We start from the raw sequence: 16424 nt of genomic DNA, 5'->3' as shown, positions 1-16424 counted from the left end.
AGGCATGCGTGAAAGGACATGCCCTGGAGGACATGTCCTTTCGTCACCTGCGTCAAGCGCTGCCCGGTCGGCAGCGCAGCGGGCGGCTCACCAGACCTCGCAGGTGTCCTTGGCGCGCATGGCGGCGCCGGGCTGGCACTGGAACGTCTCCGCGAAGGTCGAGAAGTGGGCCAGGGGGACGTTGACGCGCTGCTTGGGGGGGCTGTGCGGGTCGACGGTGGCGCGCAGGCGCTGGCTCTCGGGGGTTTCGTGGGTGCACCAGCCCTGGGCGAAGCCGATGAAGAACAGCTGCTCGGAGGTGAGGCCCTGGATCAGCGGCTCTTCCGGCTTCTTGCTGGCGTGCAGCTTGTAGCCGGCGTAGGCGGCCTTGATCCCGCCGAAGTCGGCGATGTTCTCGCCGAGGGTGAGCTTGCCGTTGAGCTTGACCGCGGGCAGCACCTCGATGCCGCCGTAGGTGTTCTCGATGCACTTGGCGCGGGTCTCGAACTTGGAGGCGACGCTCGGGTCCCACCACTCGCGCAGGACGCCGTCCTTGTCGAACTTGCGGCCCTGGTCGTCGAAGCCGTGGCTGAGCTCGTGGCCCATGACCATGCCGATGCCGCCGAAGTTCATGGCCATCGGGAAGTCGGCGCTGAAGTACGGCGGCTGGAGGATGCCGGCCGGGAACACCATCTCGTTGGCGCTCGGGTTGTAGTAGGCGTTGACCAGCGCGGGCGGCATGTGCCACTCGCCCTTGTCGACCGGCTTGCCGACCCGGTCGAAGTCCCGCTGCAGCAGGAACTTGCGGATCGCCTGGCCGTTGCCGGCGTGGCCGGTGCGCTGCAGCTTGAGCTTGCCGTAGTCGCGCCACTTGTCGGGGTAGCCGATCTTGTTGTGCAGCGCCTTGGCCTTCTCGAGCGCGCGCTGGCGGGTGGCGTCGTCCATCCACGCGAGGGCCGGGAGGCCGGCGGCGAACGCCTCCTCGATGGCGGCGATCATCTCGAGGGCGATGTCCTTGCTGGCGCCGGCGAACCGCTCCTTGATGAAGGCCTGACCGACGAGCTCGCCGAGGCCCATGTTGGCCCAGCCGACGCACCGCTCCCACCGCGGCGACAGCTCCTTGGCGCCGGTCAGCGCCGAGGTGAACTGGAAGTCGGCGTCGACGATGTCCTTGCTGAGGGCGGCCGCGCTGACGCGGAGGATGTGCCAGCGCAGGTAGGCCTGCAGGGTGCTCGGGTCGGTGCCGCGGAGCAGCGCGCCGAGCTTTTCGAAGTAGCCGGGGACGGTGACGTTGAGGTCGGCGCCGAGCTTGGTGTAGCCGAACGACTTGAAGAAGCCGGCCCAGTTGAGCTCGGGGTCGAGCTTGCTCAGGCCCTCGACGCCGAGCAGGTTGTAGGTCTTGTCGGGGTCGCGCATCTGATCGCGCGGGGTCTGCAGCTCGGCCAGCGCGGTCTCGAAGGCGACGATCTTGGCGGCGAGGTCGGTCGCGACCTCGGGGGCGTCGCCGAGGAAGCCGAGCATGCGCGCGACGTGGGCCTGGTAGGCGGCCAGCAGCGCCTTGGTGCGCTCGTCGGTCTTGAGGTAGAAGTCGCGGTCGGGCAGGCCGGTGCCGCCCTGGTCGACGAAGACGACGTAGACGTCGGGGCGCTTCGGATCGGGCTCGACGAACAGGTCGAACAGGGGGCCGTGGCCGCCGAACAGGTCGGCGTCCAGACCGCCGACGACGGTCATCAGGGTGTTGGCGTCCTTGACGCCCTTGACCCGCGCGAGCAGGGGCTTGATCGGGGCGATGCCGGCCTTGTCGATCGCGGGCTCGTCCATGCACGCGGCGTAGAAGGAGCCGAGCTTGCTCTCGATCGGGTCCTTCGACTTGGCGCCCGCCGAGCGCTCGAGGATGGCCTTGAGGACCTCGTTGTTGCGGTCGGTGACCTCGCCGAAGCCGCGGCCGTAGCGGGGCTTGTCGGCCGGCGGCGGGGTCTTCCGCAGCCAGCCGCCGCACGCGTACTGGTAGAAGTCGGTGCAGGGGTCGACGTTGGTGTCGAGCGCCGCGAGCACGCCGGCGCCGACCGGCTCGCGCGCGACGAGGTTGGCCCGCTGCACCGGCGAGGGCTGCGGCGCGGCGACAGGCTCGGGGACGGGCGCGGGCGGCTGCGTGTTGGCGGGTTTTTCGCAGGCGAGGGCGAGCAGGGCCAGGACGCAATGCGCGGGCGAGAGGCGTGACATCGGGCGGGACGATGCCACAGCGCGCTCACGCGCCGCGGGTTTCACGAAGTTAGACAACTCACCGCGGCGCGAACGCCCGCAGGTCCAGGGGCACCTGGCGACACCTGGGGCCGGGCGCCGGTTCGCGCGCGGGCCTGGCGGAAAGGACAGGTCGGGCGGGCCGCCACGCCGCCGGATCGTGCGGCAGGGTCGCCGGCCCCCGGGCGCAGGCTATCCGAAGGGCCAGGTCGCGTGGTGGCGCGAGGATCGTCGGCACATGGCTGAAGAGACAGAACTACAGCCTGGCCGAAGGGGCAGGTCAGTCGGCCCAGCCGTCGGCGACGAGGCCGGCGACGATGGCCCGCGAGCGGTGACCCCAGATCGGGTGCGGCTCGGTGGCGAGGGCGTCGGCGAGGCGGTTGGCGGCGGCGGCGGAGGTGATGTTCTCGCGCTCGGCCAGCTCGAGGGCGCGGCGGGTGACGACGTAGACGGCGTTGTCCCAGTCGCGGCCGTAGTGGCGCTCGATGGCGGCGTCGTGCGGGACCTTGCCGTACTGCTCGTTCGCGCAGTAGACGATGCCCATGCGGTTGCACAGGAAGTCGGGCACGTAGACGATGCCGCGCGCGCGCAGGGCCTCGCCGTCGCGCACGTCGTCGAGGAGCTGGTTGTTGGCGGCGCCGCAGACGATGCGGGCCTGGATGCCGGGGATCGTGTCGGGGTTGAGGACGCCGCCGAGAGCGTTGGGCGCGAGGATGTCGCACGGCTCGGCGAGGATCCGGTTGTCGCCCGGCTCGGCGGGGACGACGGTGAGCGGGGCGCCGGCGAACTCGCGCTCCAGCTGCTCGCGCCGCGCGGGCGACAGCTCGCTGGCGAGGATCGAGCCGACACCGCGCTGCACGAGCTCGCCGATCATCGCCGCGCCGACGTTGCCGGTGCCCTGCATGACGATCTTCTTGCCGGCGAGGTCGCCGAGGCCGAGGTGGGCCAGGGCGCCCTCCATCGCGCACACGACCCCCTTGGCGGTGGCGGGCGAGGGGTTGCCGGCGCCGCCGAGCGCGGGCGGGATGCAGGTGACGAAGCGAGTGCCGCGGTGCACGACGGCCATGTCGGCGGGGCCGGTGCCGGCGTCCTCGGCGGTGATGTAGCAGCCGCGCAGGCTGGCGACGAAGCCGGCGTACTCGGTGTAGAGGCGCTCGCGGAAGCCGACGTCGTGGTAGGGGTGGTCGATGTGGCGGGCGATGAGGCCCTTGCCGCCGCCCCACCACAGGCCGGCGAGGGCGCTCTTGCGGGTCATGCCGTGCGACAGGCGCAGGCCGTCGCTGAGGAAGCCGGCGAGGTCGCCGTAGGGCCAGTAACGCAGGCCGCCCTGACCCTGGCCGCGGGTGGTGTTGTGGACGAAGGCGCCGAACAACGCGCCGGTGGTGGCGCCGACCTCGAGGAAGACACCTTCGTGGCGGTGATAGTCGCGGGTGTCACCGAGGAGATGGGTCGCGATATCGGCGAGCTCGGGGTGCGAGCTGCGGACGACGCCGTTGTCGTGCACGAAGGAGGCGCGGCGACGGCCGAGCGAGGTGAGGTGCGCTGCGAATGCTTCGGGGCTGAGGTCGACGAGGCGCGTCATGACTGCGGCGACTTTAGCCGCCGCCTCGCAGGCGGCGAGGAGGACGGGGCCGTGAGGGCTCGCACCGTCGCCGGGCGCGCGCACGCGTCAGGTGAAGACGGGCACATCGACGTCGTGTATGCCGCCGCAAAGACCGGACGCGCGGCGCCGGCGAGGCTGCAGGGAACGGGCCCACGGCGGGCACGGCGACGGCGATGCGCGAAGGTTTGCGCGCCCGTCAGCCGGCGCCGCGCGGGGCGAGGGCGATCAGGCTGAGGCCCTTGACGCCGGTGTCCTTGTTGAGGGTGCCGTCGATCTCGGCGTAGCGCAGCATGGGGTTGCGCGAGCGGTTCTTGCGGTCGCCGAGGCGCGTCCGGTAGTCGGGCAGCGGCTGGACCTGGTAGGCCCACAGCTGGTCGGCGTGGACCCACTTCTTGCTGTAGATGGTGCGCAGGACCAGCGACTGCTCGTCGCCGGCGAGGGCCTCGACGTTGGCGACGAACTGCTTGTTGTAGTCGAAGTACTCCTCGGCGTTGCTGAAGTAGACGATGCGCACCGGCAGGCCCATCGCCTTGGCGGCGGCGCCGACCGATTGCAACGAGTTGGGGCCGGTGAGGTCGCCGGCCATCATGCGCACGCGATCGGCGAGGAACATGCCGCGGATGTATTGATACATCTCGGGGTTCGACATCCACGCCGTCGGCTGCTCGCCCTGACGGCGCCGGTAGACGCGATCGAGGTGGACATAGACGGTCTCGCGCGCGGCCCGGTAGAGCCGGACGATGCGCTTGCGATCGGCGTCGGGGAGGCCGGCGTAGGCGGTCTCGAGGATCTTGGCGCTGTCGCCTTCGGCCTCCGCTTTCCAGCGATCGAACAGGATCTTGGGATCGGGCGAGGCTTCGATCAGCGCTTCGTAGCAGCGGTGGAGGTCGACGACGCTCTGATCGATGTCGAGCAGGAAGATCAGCTCGCTGCCGGCCGCGGCCGCGAGGGTGTAGTTCTGATCGGAGCCGACACCGACGTAGACGCCGCCCTTGCCGGCGACGTACGGGAAGAACACGTCGTGCCGGACCTCGTTGCTCTTCATGTAGTGGATCGGCGTCTCGATGAGGCTGTCCTCGGGGCCAGCCAACATCGTCGCCCGCTGCTCGGCGCTGAGCGGGGCGGTGCCGCCGGCGCCGGCGGGCGCGCTGGGCGGGGGATCCGCCGCCAGGGCGGCGGGCGCCGGCGCGGGGGCGGGCGCAGGCGCGGCGGGCGTTGGCTCGGGCGCAGGACTGGTGCCGGCCGACAGCGATTGATGGGCGCTGGCCGACGGCGCAGCTTCGGTCGGGGGGCGGCCGCCGCACGCGAATGCGAGCGCGAGGCCGAGGCCGCACGCAGGCGACAGCCAGCGCTGAAATCCGCGGGGGAGGCGAGGCAAATTGCGGGGGCGCGGCGAGACCGGCATCGGCGAGAGCCTATGCCACAAGCCCGGCATGCTTGGGAAATTGGTGCTTGTCAGTTTGGGTCGGAAGGAATACACATGCGGGCGCGCGGGTAGGTCCCGCGCCGCCGCACGTGCCGCGGATCCGCGGATTGTCCCGGATCCACACGTGGAGCCACCGCGGAGCCCCGCGGAGCCCCGCTCCCTTGCAGACCGGCCGTCGCGTGCGACCCGAGCGGCCGCGCGCGCGGCCGCCCCCGCGAGAGCAGCACGCATGACCACGCCCGAATCGAATTCCAGTCGCAGCGTGACCATCCGCGCCGAGAACCTGTCGAAGATCTACGGCGACTTCGCGGCCCTGCACAGCGTCACCTTCGAGGTACGCAAGGGCACCGTCGCCGCGTTCCTCGGCCCCAACGGCGCCGGCAAGTCGACGACGATGAAGATCCTGACCGGCTACCTCGCGCCGACGTCCGGCAGCGCCAGGGTCCTCGGCTTCGACCCGACGCACCCGGACCAGCGCATCGAGATGGCCCAGCGCCTCGGTTACTTGCCCGAGAACGGCCCGCTCTACGGCGACATGACGCCGCGCGAGACGCTCGAGTTCGTCGGCCGGGTCCGCGGGCTCGGTAACGGCCTCAAGTCGGCGATCGAGCGCGTGACCCGCCAGTGTGCCATCGCCGAGGTGTTCGACAAGCCGGTCGGCAAGCTGTCGAAGGGCTTCCGCCAGCGCGTCGGCATGGCCCAGGCGCTGCTGCACGACCCCGAGGTGCTGATCCTCGACGAGCCGACCAGCGGCCTCGATCCGCTGCAGATCCGCGACGTCCGCGAGCTCATCCGCGAGCTCGGGCGGACCAAGACGATCCTGCTGTCGACGCACATCCTGCAGGAGGTCGAGGCGGTGGCCAGCGAGGTCATCGTGGTCGGCGAGGGCCGGCTGGTGTTCTCCGGCACGCTCGACGAGCTGCGCGCCGGCAGCACGGTCGAGCAGCGCTTCTACGCGTTGATGGACAAGCGGCGCAAGGAGGCCGCGTAGTCATGGCAACCACGTCTTCGAAGGACGTGATCCTCGGCATCGCCGGCAAGGAGCTGCGCAGCTTCCTCGGCAACCCGACCGGTTACGTGTTCCTCACGCTGTTCATCGCCCTGTGCGCCGGGGCGGCGTTCTGGCCGCGCGAGTTCTTCGACCGCAACCTCGCGGATCTGGCGACGCTCAACCGGCAGATGCCGGTGATCCTGATGCTGTTCGTGCCGGCGATCACGATGACGCTGTGGGCCGACGAGCGGCGCGCGGGCACCGACGAGCTGCTGCTGACGCTGCCGGTGCGCGACACCGAGGTCGTGCTCGGCAAGTTCCTCGGCGCCGTCGGCGTGCTGTCGATCGGCCTCGCGTTCAGCCTGGCCAACGTGGCGGTGCTGGCCTACCTCGGCGAGCCCGACGTCGGCCTGATGTTCTCGACGTTCCTCGGCTACTGGCTGATGGGCACCCTGTTCGTGGCGGTGGGCATGATCGGCTCGCTGCTGACGACCAACGTCACGGTGGCGTTCGTGCTCGGCGTGCTCGGCTGCGCCGCGTTCGCGCTGGCACAGTCGGTGGCGATCGGCGGCGGCGTCATCGGCGTCGCGCTGCTCGCGGGCCTGGCCTCGCTCGGCTGGCTGGTCGCGTTCGGCTCCGGCATCCACGCCGGCTACGCGGCGCTGGTCGGCGCGTTCGTCGGCGTGGTGCTGTGGCTCGGCGACGTGGTGCCCGGCTTCACCGGCCTGTTCGGGGCCTTCGACGCGCCGGCGCACTTCGCCAGCTTCGGCGAGGGCGTCCTCCGCCTCGGCGACGTCGTGTTCTTCGCCGGCGGCACCGCCGTCGCGCTCTATCTCTGCGGTCTTCTGCTGTCCCGGAGGCACTGGTGATGCACCCGCGCGTCCATCGCTTCATCCGCTTCGCGTCGATCGCCGTCACGGCGGTCTCGCTGACCTACATGGCCCAGCGCGCCAACGTGCGCGCCGACGTCACCGCCGAGAAGCTCAACCAGGTCACCTCGGCCACCCGCGACCTCATCGACGCCGTCACGCCCGAGCGGCCGGTGGCGATCCACGCGTTCGTGTCGCGCGAGGTGCCGCGCGACTACGTGACGGTGCGCGCCCGCCTGCTGTCGGTGCTGCGCGAGATGGAGGCCCGCGGCAAGGAGGGCCTGACCGTGCGCATCGTCGAGCCGTCGTCGTTCTCCGACGAGGCGGTCGAGGCCGAGGAGAAGTACGGCATCCGCCCGCAGGTGGTCGCCAACCGCGACGGCGACCGCGTGCAGGAGATGCAGGTGTTCCTCGGCGTGGCCGTCACCAGCGGGCCGCACGAGCAGACCATCCCGTTCATCGACCGCGGCATGTCGCCCGAGTACGAGCTGGTCCGGGCGCTGCGCACGGTCACGCAGGAGAAGAAGAAGGTGGTCGGGGTGCTGCGCACCGACGCGACCATCATGGGCAACTTCGACCTGCAGGCGCGCAAGCAGCAGCCGGCCTGGCGCGTCATCGGCGAGCTCAAGAAGCAGTACGAGGTCCGCAGCCTCAACCCCGGCGCGGAGATCCCGAAGGACGTCGACGTGCTGCTGGTGCCGCAGATGAGCAGCATGACCACTGCGCAGCTCGAGCACCTGAAGAAGTACATCGACGAGGGCCGCCCGGCGCTGCTCACCGTCGACCCGATGCCGCTGTTCGACATGCGCCTGTCGCCGAGCGAGCCGATGCTGCCGCCCCCGGGGCAGAACCAGGGGATGATGTTCGGCATGCAGGACCAGGGCGGGGAGCCGAAGGGCGACTACCTCGGCTTCCTGCAGAAGATCGGCGTGAGCTGGGAGTCGGACAAGATCGTGTTCGACACCGACAACCCGCACCCGCGCTTCGCCGGCAGCCCGCCGCAAGTGGTGTTCGTGACCGAGCGGCCCGACGGCACCAAGCCGTTCAACGATCAGGATCCGGTCGTGGCGGGCATCAACGAGGTCGTGGTCCTGTTCGGCGGCGCGATCAAGCCGGCGGCCGGGTTCGAGGCGCAGTTCGTGCCTCTGCTGCAGACGGGCACGAGGGGCGGCTACAACAAGTTCGAGGAGATGACCGAGCGGCACATGCTGTTCGGGCTCCAGGGGCCGATCCTGCCGCGCCAGCGGACGATGACGGGCGCGAGCGAGGTGATCGCCGCGCACATCACCGCCGGCGAGACGTCGGGCGAGGCGGCGAGCAAGGGCAAGAACGTGATCGTGGTCGCCGACCTCGACATCTTCGGCGACCAGTTCTTCGTCCTCAACGAGCGCGGCGGCGACCTCGACGGCGACGGCATCGACGACCTGCGGTTCGACAACGTCACGTTCCTTCTCAACGCCATCGACACGCTGACCGGCGACGCCGGCCTCGTCGAGCTGCGCGGGCGCAAGGCGCAGTACCGCCGCATGACGACGATGGACGCGCTGACGAAGGAGGCCGACGACAAGCGCAACGCCGAGATCGAGGCCGCCAACGCCAAGGCCGAGGCCGAGCTCAAGGGCGCCCAGGAGGCGCTCGACGCCGCGGTCAAGAAGATCCAGGACGACGCGTCGCTCGACGAGACGACCAAGGCCGTTCTGCTCAAGAGCCGCGAGGAGGCCGAGAACCGGCGCCTGGCGGCCAAGCGCGAGACGATCGAGCGCGACAAGGCGCGCGCGCTCAAGGCCACCGAGAACGAGCGCGACAAGTCGGTCGAGTCGGTGCGCGCGAAGGTCCGCCTGCTGGCCAGCACGACGCCGCTGCTGCTGCCGATCCTGCTGGGCTTCGGCGTGTGGCTGCGCAAGCGCGGCCGCGAGGCCGAGTCGATCCCGAGCTCCCGGAAGCGAGGTGCCGCATGAACCGCACGACCATCCTGACCGTCGTCGTCGCCGTCGCCAGCCTCGGCGGCGCCGTGGCGATGCGCCCCGGACCTGCCCCTCAGGTCAGCTACGAAGACACCGGCCAGCTGCTGTTCCCGAGCTTCACCGACCCGTCGCAGGCCGCGAGCCTCGAGGTGATCGGCTGGGACGAGACGGCCGCCCGCAACACGTCGTTCAAGGTCGAGCTCAAGGACGGTCGCTGGACCATCCCGAGCCACAACGACTACCCGGCCGACGGCACCGAGCGCATGGGCAAGGCCGCGGCGTCCTTCATCGACGTGAAGAAGGACATTTACCGCGGCGACCGCCCGGAGGACCAGTCGAGCTACGGCCTCGACGATCCGACCGACCCCAACGCGAAGGAGCGCGGGCAGCGGATCACGATCAAGGACGCGTCCGGCACGGTGCTGTCCGACGTCATCGTCGGCAAGAAGGTCGAGGACAAGGAGGGCTACCGCTACGTCCGCCTGCCCGACCAGAAGCGCGTGTACGCGGTCAAGATCGACGTCGACATCTCGACCAACTTCACCGACTGGATCGAGAAGGACCTGCTGCTGCTCGAGCAAGATCAGGTCGTGTCGTTCATGAGCGACACGTACAAGGTCGACGAGAGCCAGGGCAAGGTCACCGGCAGCGATCCGCTCCTGGTCAAGAAGGACGCGGCCGACCCCGAGGGCGCGATCTGGCTGCTCGGTGAGGGGTCGACGCCGATCGCGGGCAAGGAGCTCGACTCGTTCAAGGTCAAGCAGGCGATCAGCGGGCTCGACCGCCTGCAGATCGTCGGGGTGCGCCCGCGGCCGGAGATGCTGACGCTGCAGGCGCTGCAGTCGAAGGGCTTCTTCGTCACCCGCGACGGCTCGCGCCTCTACGGCAACGAGGGCGAGGTCAAGGCCATCTGCGACGACGGTGTGGTCTACAACCTCTACTTCGGCGAGGTCACGTACGACTCCGGGCTGGCGCTCACGGCCGGCCAGGAGGGCGGCGAGGCGGCGCCCAAGCCCGAGGACGAGGCGGCGGCCAAGAAGGACGCCAACCGCTACATGTTCGTCGACGTGTTCTACGACCCGACGCTCGACACCAAGGCGACCGCCGGCGGAAACCCCGACGACGCCGCGGGCGCCAAGCGGGCCAAGCAGCTGTCGGCGCGCTTCGGCAAGTGGTTCTACGTGATCTCGGACGCGAGCTTCAAACAGATCCGCAAGGCCAAGGCGGAGTTCTTCAAGGACGCGCCCGCGGGCAGCGGCGCGAGCCCTGCGAGCCCTGCGAGCCCTGCGGCCCCGGCGAAGCCGAAGCCGGCGGCGCCGAAGCTCGAGAAGAAGTAGCCGCCCGATCGGCGGAACTCGAGTTCGCGGCCCGGCGGGACGCCCGCAAATCGGCCTCACACAGCCCGGCGGCGCCCGCTCCGGGCTGTGTGCATTTTCGCCCGCGGCGGCGGACCGGCGTCGGTTCAGTGGCCTGGATCGGTTGTCATCGCCGGCCGGCGCGGGCATAAGTCGCATGGCGCCGCATGGGGAGCGAAGCAGACGAGGAGCCCTCCAGACCACGCCTCTCCTGGCGTGAGGGCTTCTATCTTGTCGGGCCGCAGCCGCTCAGCACGCCTTACTTCGTGTCGGGCTTCTTGCTGGCGGCGGGGGTCGGCTACGCGACGCCGGTCGTGCAGGTCGGCCTGTACGTGCTGCTGCTGCTGCTCGCGCCGCTGTACATCGAGGCGGTGCTGCTGACGCTGTCGAACGGCGGCACGTACATGATGACCCGCTACGCGCTCGGCCACCTCGGCAAGCTGGCCGTGGCGGTGTCGGCGTTCGTCGGCGTGATCATCTCGATCTCGTACGCAGTGTCGACGCTGGCGTGCCTGCTGGCCTACGGGGCCCACATCACGGCGCTCAGCCAGGTGGTCCTCGGGACAGGCACGATCGGCGTGGTGGCCCTGTCGGCGCTGCCGGCGATCGGCTTCGGGATCTGGGTGACCCCGGGGGAGTGGCGCTACGTGGCGCTGCGCCAGAGCCTGATCGCCTTCGTGGCGCTGCTGTTCTCGGCGGTGGTGCCGGACATGATCATCGCCACGTTCGCGCCGATCGGGCTGCTCCTGCGGCTCAACAACCTCGGGCTCAAGCCGAGCGTGCGGGTGTCGAAGGCGATCTTCCTCGTCAACCTGCTCATCATCGGCGCGACGATCGTGGCGGGCTACGTGTGCCTGGCGCTGCAGGGCGTCGACTGGACGTCGGTGTGGTCGGGCTACGGCCGGGCGGCCCCGGCGGTGCCGCTCGACGCGACGTTCGACATCGGCATCATCCCCGGCCTGGCGATGATCTCGGCGCCGATCCTACTGGCCGGCGTCGGCAACGGGGTGCTCAGCGCGACCGGGGTCGAGACGGTGATGAACATCCCGGAGGAGCTCGAGAACCCGCAGCGCGACGTGCCGAAGATCTACTGGGCGATGCTGCTGACGCTGCTGGTGGTCGGCGGCTCGCTGGCGCTGCAGGTGTTCCTGCTGCTGCCGCCCGAGGTGCTGCTGTCGCGCAGCGGTGACCTCGTGGGCGCGCTCGGCTATCACGTCGGCACCTCGTTGACGGGGGTGTCGGGGGTCGGCGGGGCGTGGCAGGCGGCGCTGGTGGCGAGCGCGGCGCTGATGCTGATCGGGGCGGTCAACGCCGGGCTCGCCGGGTCGCGCGGGCTGTGGCTGGCGATGACGCGCGACAACCTGCTGCCGCGCGCGCTCATCACCCCGAACGAGCGCGGCGCGCTGGCGCGGCTGCACTGGCTGCTGCTGGCCGCGGCGCTGCTGCTCGGCACGCAGTCCGACTGGAACCCGCTGTCGCTCGACCGCTGGCACAAGGCGATGTTCGGGCTGGTGATGTTCTCGGGGATGGCGGCGTTCATCCTCCTGCGCCGCTTCAAGGGCGAGGAGCGGCGGGTCTACACGGCGCCGTGGAACATCTCGCTGCTCGGGACGCGCGTGCCGGTGGCGGCGTTCCTCGGGGTGTCGGCGCTGTCGTACGCGCTGCTCAGCCTGTGGGCGGCCAGCAGCTCGCACCTCGAGGAGCTGCGCACCCTGGTGTGGGTGGTGCTGGTGCTCGTCGGCACTGTGGTGCTGGTCTATAACCACCGGCCGCTGATCCGCGGCGGCTACCGCTACGTCCGCCGCGTGCTCGAGACGGTCGAGTCGACGGTGATCGATCCGCAGCAGCGCACCGTGGTGGTCGCCGTCGGCGGGGTCCGCGTCGGCCGCCTGGTGTCGAAGGCGATCGACCTGGCCCACCAGCAGAGCCGCACGACCGGGATCCCGTACCGCCAGGTGGTCGTGTTCCACATGACGAAGGGCGTGCGCAGCGAGTTCGTCTACCGCATCACGCAGGACTCGATCCGCCCCGAGGGCATCGAGGGCACGACGGTCCGCATCTTCACCGAGCTGACCGAGATCGCGCCCAAGGACCTCGACCTGTACCTGGCCCTGGTGCCGCACAAGCAGACGCCGCAGCACAAGAGCGTGCTGCACGCCGCGTTCGACGCGCTGGTCCGCTTCCACGAGGCCCACAGCTTCAAGGGCCACATGACGATGATCGGCACCTACGGAGTGAAGCCGGCCGACATCGAGGAGCTGCAGACCCGCCTGAAGGACACGACGCTGGTGCCGGTGCCGCTGTTCGACGACTGACCTCCGGGGCATGTCCGCGAGGGCATGTCCCGGAGGGCATGGTCCCGGGGACATGCCCGATCGGGCAGGCGCGTCAGCGGGCGCTCGCGGGATCGTAGCTCGGGTCGAGCTCGACCGGCGGGCCGGTGTCGGGGACGGCCATGTGGACCACGGCCTCGCCCTCGTAGCAGAGGACGCCGTGCGGGAGGGCGAGGATCCAGCCGTCGACGTCGGCCCGCACGTCGCCGCCGGCGGGCAGCGGACGGCCGTGGATGTCGCTGAGGGTGGCGAGGCGGTCGCCGACGGAGACGAGGTCGCCGGGCTCGACGTGGTAGTGGACGATGCCGGTCGCGCGCGCGCGCGGGACCAGATCACGCATGACCGGGAAGCCGACCCGCGGGATCGGGATGCCGACCACCGGCTCGATCTCGCCGGCCAACATGCCGGCGCCGCGCAGGACGTTGCGGCAGGCGACGATGCCGGCATGGCGCGCGGCCGGGTCGACTGCGCCGGTCAGGCCGAGCTCGACGGTGATGGCGGGGATCCCCGCCTGCAGCAGGGCGGTGCCGCTGACGGACCGGTGCAGCCGCGCCTGCAGGTAGCGGTCGCTCGGGATCTCGTTGACGACCGGGAGGCCGGACCAGTTGCACAGGGCGTCGAGGCGATCGGCGAGCTCGCGCGCGGCCGGCAGATCCTCGGGTCGGCGGTAGAGGACGCGATCGCGGATGATGAAGCAGCAAGCCCGCAGGCCGTAGCAGTGCAGGTCGACGAGGTAGTCGGCGCGGCGCATCTCGGCGAACAGGCGCGCGTAGCCGGCCTCGAGCACTGCCGGGTGATCGCTGCCCTGGCCGGGTTCCGGCGGGAAGTCGGGGAACAGGCGGTTGGGGTCGCGCCGGTCGAGGTAGGAGACGCGCTGGCGCGCGTGCAGGCCGGCCGGGTTGAGGCTGGGGATGGCGACGAGGGTGCCGCGCAACCGATCGGCGAGGTCCTGCTCGAGCAGGGCGTGGATGACCGAGAGACCGGTGACTTCGTCGCCGTGGATGTTGGCCGTGACCCACATCGTCGGCCCGGGCTCGCGCCCGCGGACGAGGACGATGGGCAGTCGCTCGCGGTGGCCGGTGGGCAAGGTGGCGAGCTCGAACCAGCCGTGGACGAGCTCGCCAGGAGCGGCGACGACGTCGCCAAGCGCGAATGAGGTCGTCATGCCTCTAAAGTGTGCCTCAGCCGGGCTCGAGGACGAAGGGGTAGCGCACAGTGGCGACGTTGGGCGCGTCTCCGGGGAACCTCCAGCGGCGGGCGGCGGCGGCGATGCAGGCCGCGACGCCGTTCTCCGTGAGGGTGTCCTCGACCACACTGGCGCTGCTGACTTCGCCGCTCGTCTCGATGCGCAGGTCGAGGGTGACGCGGCCCTTGAGGTTGGGGTCACGCTTGAGGCCTTGCTCGTAGCAGGCGCGCACCTCTCCCACGTGGGCCCGCACGACCCGGCGGATGACCTCCTTGTCGAGCGAGCCCATGACCTCGGCCTTGGCCTGGCGCACTGTCGGCACTCGCGTGCCACGGCCGCCGAAGCCCGCGCCGGCGCCGCGACCGTAGCCGCTGCCGGTGCCGCCGCCGCCCTTGCCGATGAGACCGGTGGAGCCGAGGCCGATGGTGCCCTCGCCGGCGGCGTTCATGTCGACGCCGAAAGGAGATTCGACGGGGATCTGCACGGTCCGCAGGGTGCCGTCGGGCTGCCGCTCGCGGCGCTCGTCGACCGCGACGAAGGCGGTGTAGGCGGTCAAGATCCGGTGGCGCAGGGCGAGCGTGACGACGGCGTCACGCGCCTCGCCGGTGAGCTCGCCGGGGTGCTGGTTGAACGGGTAGAGGCTGAGGTCGTCGATCCGCTTGCGCGCCCACATGCTGGCGAGGCCGTCGTGCTCGCTGACCCGCGCCCCGGCGAGCTTGACCGGGAGCTCGACGTCGGCGCCGCCGAGCTTGCCGCGCACCTTGACCTCGCCGGCGAGGGCACCGCTGTAACGGCCGTGGATGACCAGCGGCTGGCCGGCGAACAGGTCGGGCAGGCGGACGGGGGCGATGTCCTCGACGTCGAGGCCGCCCCAGTCGATCGAGATGTCCGTGAGGACAGGTCGATCGATGCTCTCGTAGAACTCGTCGACGACGGCGGTCGGCTGCTCACTGGGGCCGACGACGGTGGCGGCGCCGCGGCCGACCCGGGCGAGGCCCTCGACCAGGAAGCGGTTGACGCTGCTGCCGACGCCGAGCGCGAACACCCTCGCGTCGCGCCGCTTGGCCGCGAGCGACTCGAAGATCTGCTGCTCGTTGCCGATGTAGCCGTCGGTCATGAACAGCACCATGCGGAGGCGCTCGGGATCCTTGGGGACGTCGAGCGCGGCGGCGACCCCCGTGAGCATCTCGGTGCCGCCGCCGGTGTTGCGCGCGTGGGCCAGGAAGTCGAGGGCGCGCTGGCGGTTGTCGGCGGTGTTGGCGACGCTGGCTGGCTCGAAGGACAGGGCGCTGCCGGCGAAGGTGATGAGGTTGAAGGTGTCGTCGCCGCGCATTCCGACGAGGGCGCGCTCGATCGCGGACTTGGCGGTGTCGAGCGGGACGCCGGCCATCGAGCCGGACACGTCGACGACGAACACGAGCTCGCGGGGCCGCGAGCGACCGGCGTCGAAGCCCTGCGGCGGCTGGACGGTGAGGGCGAAGTAGCCGCCGCCGTCGTCTGTCTTTTGGGCCATGATCTCGGCGCGCGGCTGGGCGCCGGCGAGGCGCCAGCTCAACTCGAAGTCGCGGTCGGCCCGCACGGGGCCGCGCGCGAGGGCGACTGCGACGCCCTGGGCGTGCGGCGTGACGGTGACTGAGTGCAGCTTCGAGGCGACGTCCGCGACCGGCAGGGTGGTGTCGATGTCGACTGTGATCTCGACGGGGACGCAGGAGTCGACGCCGGGCGCGAGCACGGGCGGAGTGATGCGGTCGGCGTCGGCGACGGCGCCGGCCGGGTTGTAGCGCGGCCCGACGACGGTCGGCAGCGCGAGCGAGTAGCGGCCCGAGCGCTGACGCAGCGGCTGCACGAGGTGGATCTCGACCTCGATGGTCTCGCCGGGGCCGATGTTGGTGACGGCCTGGGTGAAGATGTTGGGCCGCTCCTGGGTGAGGAGCGCGGCGGTGCGACCGGCCTGGCGGGCCTCGTCGTAGGTGCGCTGGGCGTCCTCGCGGCGCTTGAGCAGGCCGTGGATCGAGCGCGAGCCGAGGCGGATCCAGTAGTCGTCGACGGCGGCGTCGTCGGGCAGCGGGAAGCTGTAGATGGCCTCGAGACGCTCGCTGCGCGGGTTGACGAAGGTCTGGGTGACGGTGGTCTCGGCGAGGGTGCCGACGACGACCGTGTCGTAGCGGATGGCCTGGAGCGGGAGGCCGAGCCAGCGATCGTTGCCGTCGGCGATCTTGAGCTGGGCCTGATCGGGCGCGACCAGGGGATCGAGGGGGACGAGCTCGGTGGGCCGAGGACCGCTGCAGGTGGAGGCTTCGGGGCCGGTTCGCAGCACCGGGGCGGTCGCATCGGGGCTGTCCTCAGGAGCGTCGAGCTCGGGGTCGTCACCGTCGGCGACGGGGGTACAGGCGAGAGCGAGCAGCGACCACAAGGACGAGAGCGCGAGCGGACGGACCACGATGAACCTCCACGAACAGCAGCGGGCCAGGAGACAG

At 70.8% G+C, this 16424-nt stretch carries 10 protein-coding genes; 5 read left to right on the top strand and 5 right to left on the bottom strand.

Features of this window, described 5'->3' with window-relative positions; genetic code table 11:
• Positions 1–87: 87 nt before the first annotated feature.
• The 3 genes from OV090_RS27505 to OV090_RS27495 form a co-directional block, all read right to left on the bottom strand.
• Positions 88–2202, bottom strand: coding sequence for a M13 family metallopeptidase (locus OV090_RS27505; protein ID WP_267707593.1), 2115 nt, complete (start codon positions 2200–2202; stop codon positions 88–90).
• A gap of 298 nt (positions 2203–2500) precedes the next feature.
• Positions 2501–3802 (bottom strand): Glu/Leu/Phe/Val dehydrogenase dimerization domain-containing protein, encoded by a 1302-nt coding sequence (locus OV090_RS27500; RefSeq protein WP_267707592.1) that lies wholly within the window; start codon positions 3800–3802, stop codon positions 2501–2503.
• Between the two features lie 217 nt (positions 3803–4019).
• Positions 4020–5228, bottom strand: coding sequence for a hypothetical protein (locus OV090_RS27495; RefSeq protein ID WP_267707591.1), 1209 nt, complete (start codon positions 5226–5228; stop codon positions 4020–4022).
• A gap of 250 nt (positions 5229–5478) precedes the next feature.
• On the opposite strand from OV090_RS27495, the gene OV090_RS27490 reads away from it, so the two are divergent.
• The 5 genes from OV090_RS27490 (at position 5479) to OV090_RS27470 (ending at position 12743) form a co-directional block, all read left to right on the top strand.
• Entirely contained in the window at positions 5479–6240 is a 762-nt protein-coding gene (locus OV090_RS27490; RefSeq protein WP_267707590.1) for an ATP-binding cassette domain-containing protein, read from the top strand.
• 2 nt (positions 6241–6242) lie between these two features.
• Positions 6243–7109 (top strand): ABC transporter permease, encoded by an 867-nt coding sequence (locus OV090_RS27485; RefSeq protein ID WP_267707589.1) that lies wholly within the window; start codon positions 6243–6245, stop codon positions 7107–7109.
• On the top strand, positions 7109–9067 hold the full coding sequence (locus tag OV090_RS27480) for a GldG family protein (RefSeq protein ID WP_267712092.1): 1959 nt from the start codon (positions 7109–7111) through the stop codon (positions 9065–9067). The genes OV090_RS27485 and OV090_RS27480 overlap by 1 nt, the downstream gene beginning before the upstream one ends.
• A complete protein-coding gene (locus OV090_RS27475) occupies positions 9064–10410 on the top strand; it encodes a DUF4340 domain-containing protein (protein WP_267707588.1) in 1347 nt (448 codons plus the stop codon). The genes OV090_RS27480 and OV090_RS27475 overlap by 4 nt, the downstream gene beginning before the upstream one ends.
• A gap of 185 nt (positions 10411–10595) precedes the next feature.
• Complete coding sequence (locus OV090_RS27470; RefSeq protein WP_267707587.1) at positions 10596–12743, top strand: hypothetical protein; 2148 nt, start codon at positions 10596–10598, stop codon at positions 12741–12743.
• Between the two features lie 73 nt (positions 12744–12816).
• On the opposite strand, the gene OV090_RS27465 is transcribed toward OV090_RS27470, so the two are convergent.
• Together OV090_RS27465 and OV090_RS27460 are read right to left on the bottom strand one after the other, a co-directional pair.
• Entirely contained in the window at positions 12817–13926 is a 1110-nt protein-coding gene (locus OV090_RS27465) for a succinylglutamate desuccinylase/aspartoacylase family protein (protein ID WP_267707586.1), read from the bottom strand.
• A gap of 16 nt (positions 13927–13942) precedes the next feature.
• Positions 13943–16387, bottom strand: a complete 2445-nt coding sequence (locus OV090_RS27460) for a VIT domain-containing protein (protein ID WP_267707585.1) — start codon at positions 16385–16387, stop codon at positions 13943–13945.
• Between the last annotated feature and the right edge of the window lie 37 nt (positions 16388–16424).

This window comes from Nannocystis sp. RBIL2, from assembly GCF_026626745.1.
GTDB lineage: Bacteria > Myxococcota_A > Polyangia > Nannocystales > Nannocystaceae > Nannocystis.
The sequence above is the reverse complement of the archived record's forward strand: the minus strand, read 5'-3'. Positions and strand labels throughout refer to the sequence as shown.

Coding starts and splice junctions, on each gene's coding strand:
- OV090_RS27505 (WP_267707593.1), bottom strand. CDS start 2,202: ATGTCACGCCTCTCGCCCGCGCATTGCGTCCTGGCCCTGCTCGCCCTC.
- OV090_RS27465 (WP_267707586.1), bottom strand. CDS start 13,926: ATGACGACCTCATTCGCGCTTGGCGACGTCGTCGCCGCTCCTGGCGAG.
- OV090_RS27490 (WP_267707590.1), top strand. CDS start 5,479: ATGACCACGCCCGAATCGAATTCCAGTCGCAGCGTGACCATCCGCGCC.
- OV090_RS27475 (WP_267707588.1), top strand. CDS start 9,064: ATGAACCGCACGACCATCCTGACCGTCGTCGTCGCCGTCGCCAGCCTC.
- OV090_RS27480 (WP_267712092.1), top strand. CDS start 7,109: ATGCACCCGCGCGTCCATCGCTTCATCCGCTTCGCGTCGATCGCCGTC.
- OV090_RS27495 (WP_267707591.1), bottom strand. CDS start 5,228: ATGCCGGTCTCGCCGCGCCCCCGCAATTTGCCTCGCCTCCCCCGCGGA.
- OV090_RS27500 (WP_267707592.1), bottom strand. CDS start 3,802: ATGACGCGCCTCGTCGACCTCAGCCCCGAAGCATTCGCAGCGCACCTC.
- OV090_RS27470 (WP_267707587.1), top strand. CDS start 10,596: ATGGGGAGCGAAGCAGACGAGGAGCCCTCCAGACCACGCCTCTCCTGG.
- OV090_RS27485 (WP_267707589.1), top strand. CDS start 6,243: ATGGCAACCACGTCTTCGAAGGACGTGATCCTCGGCATCGCCGGCAAG.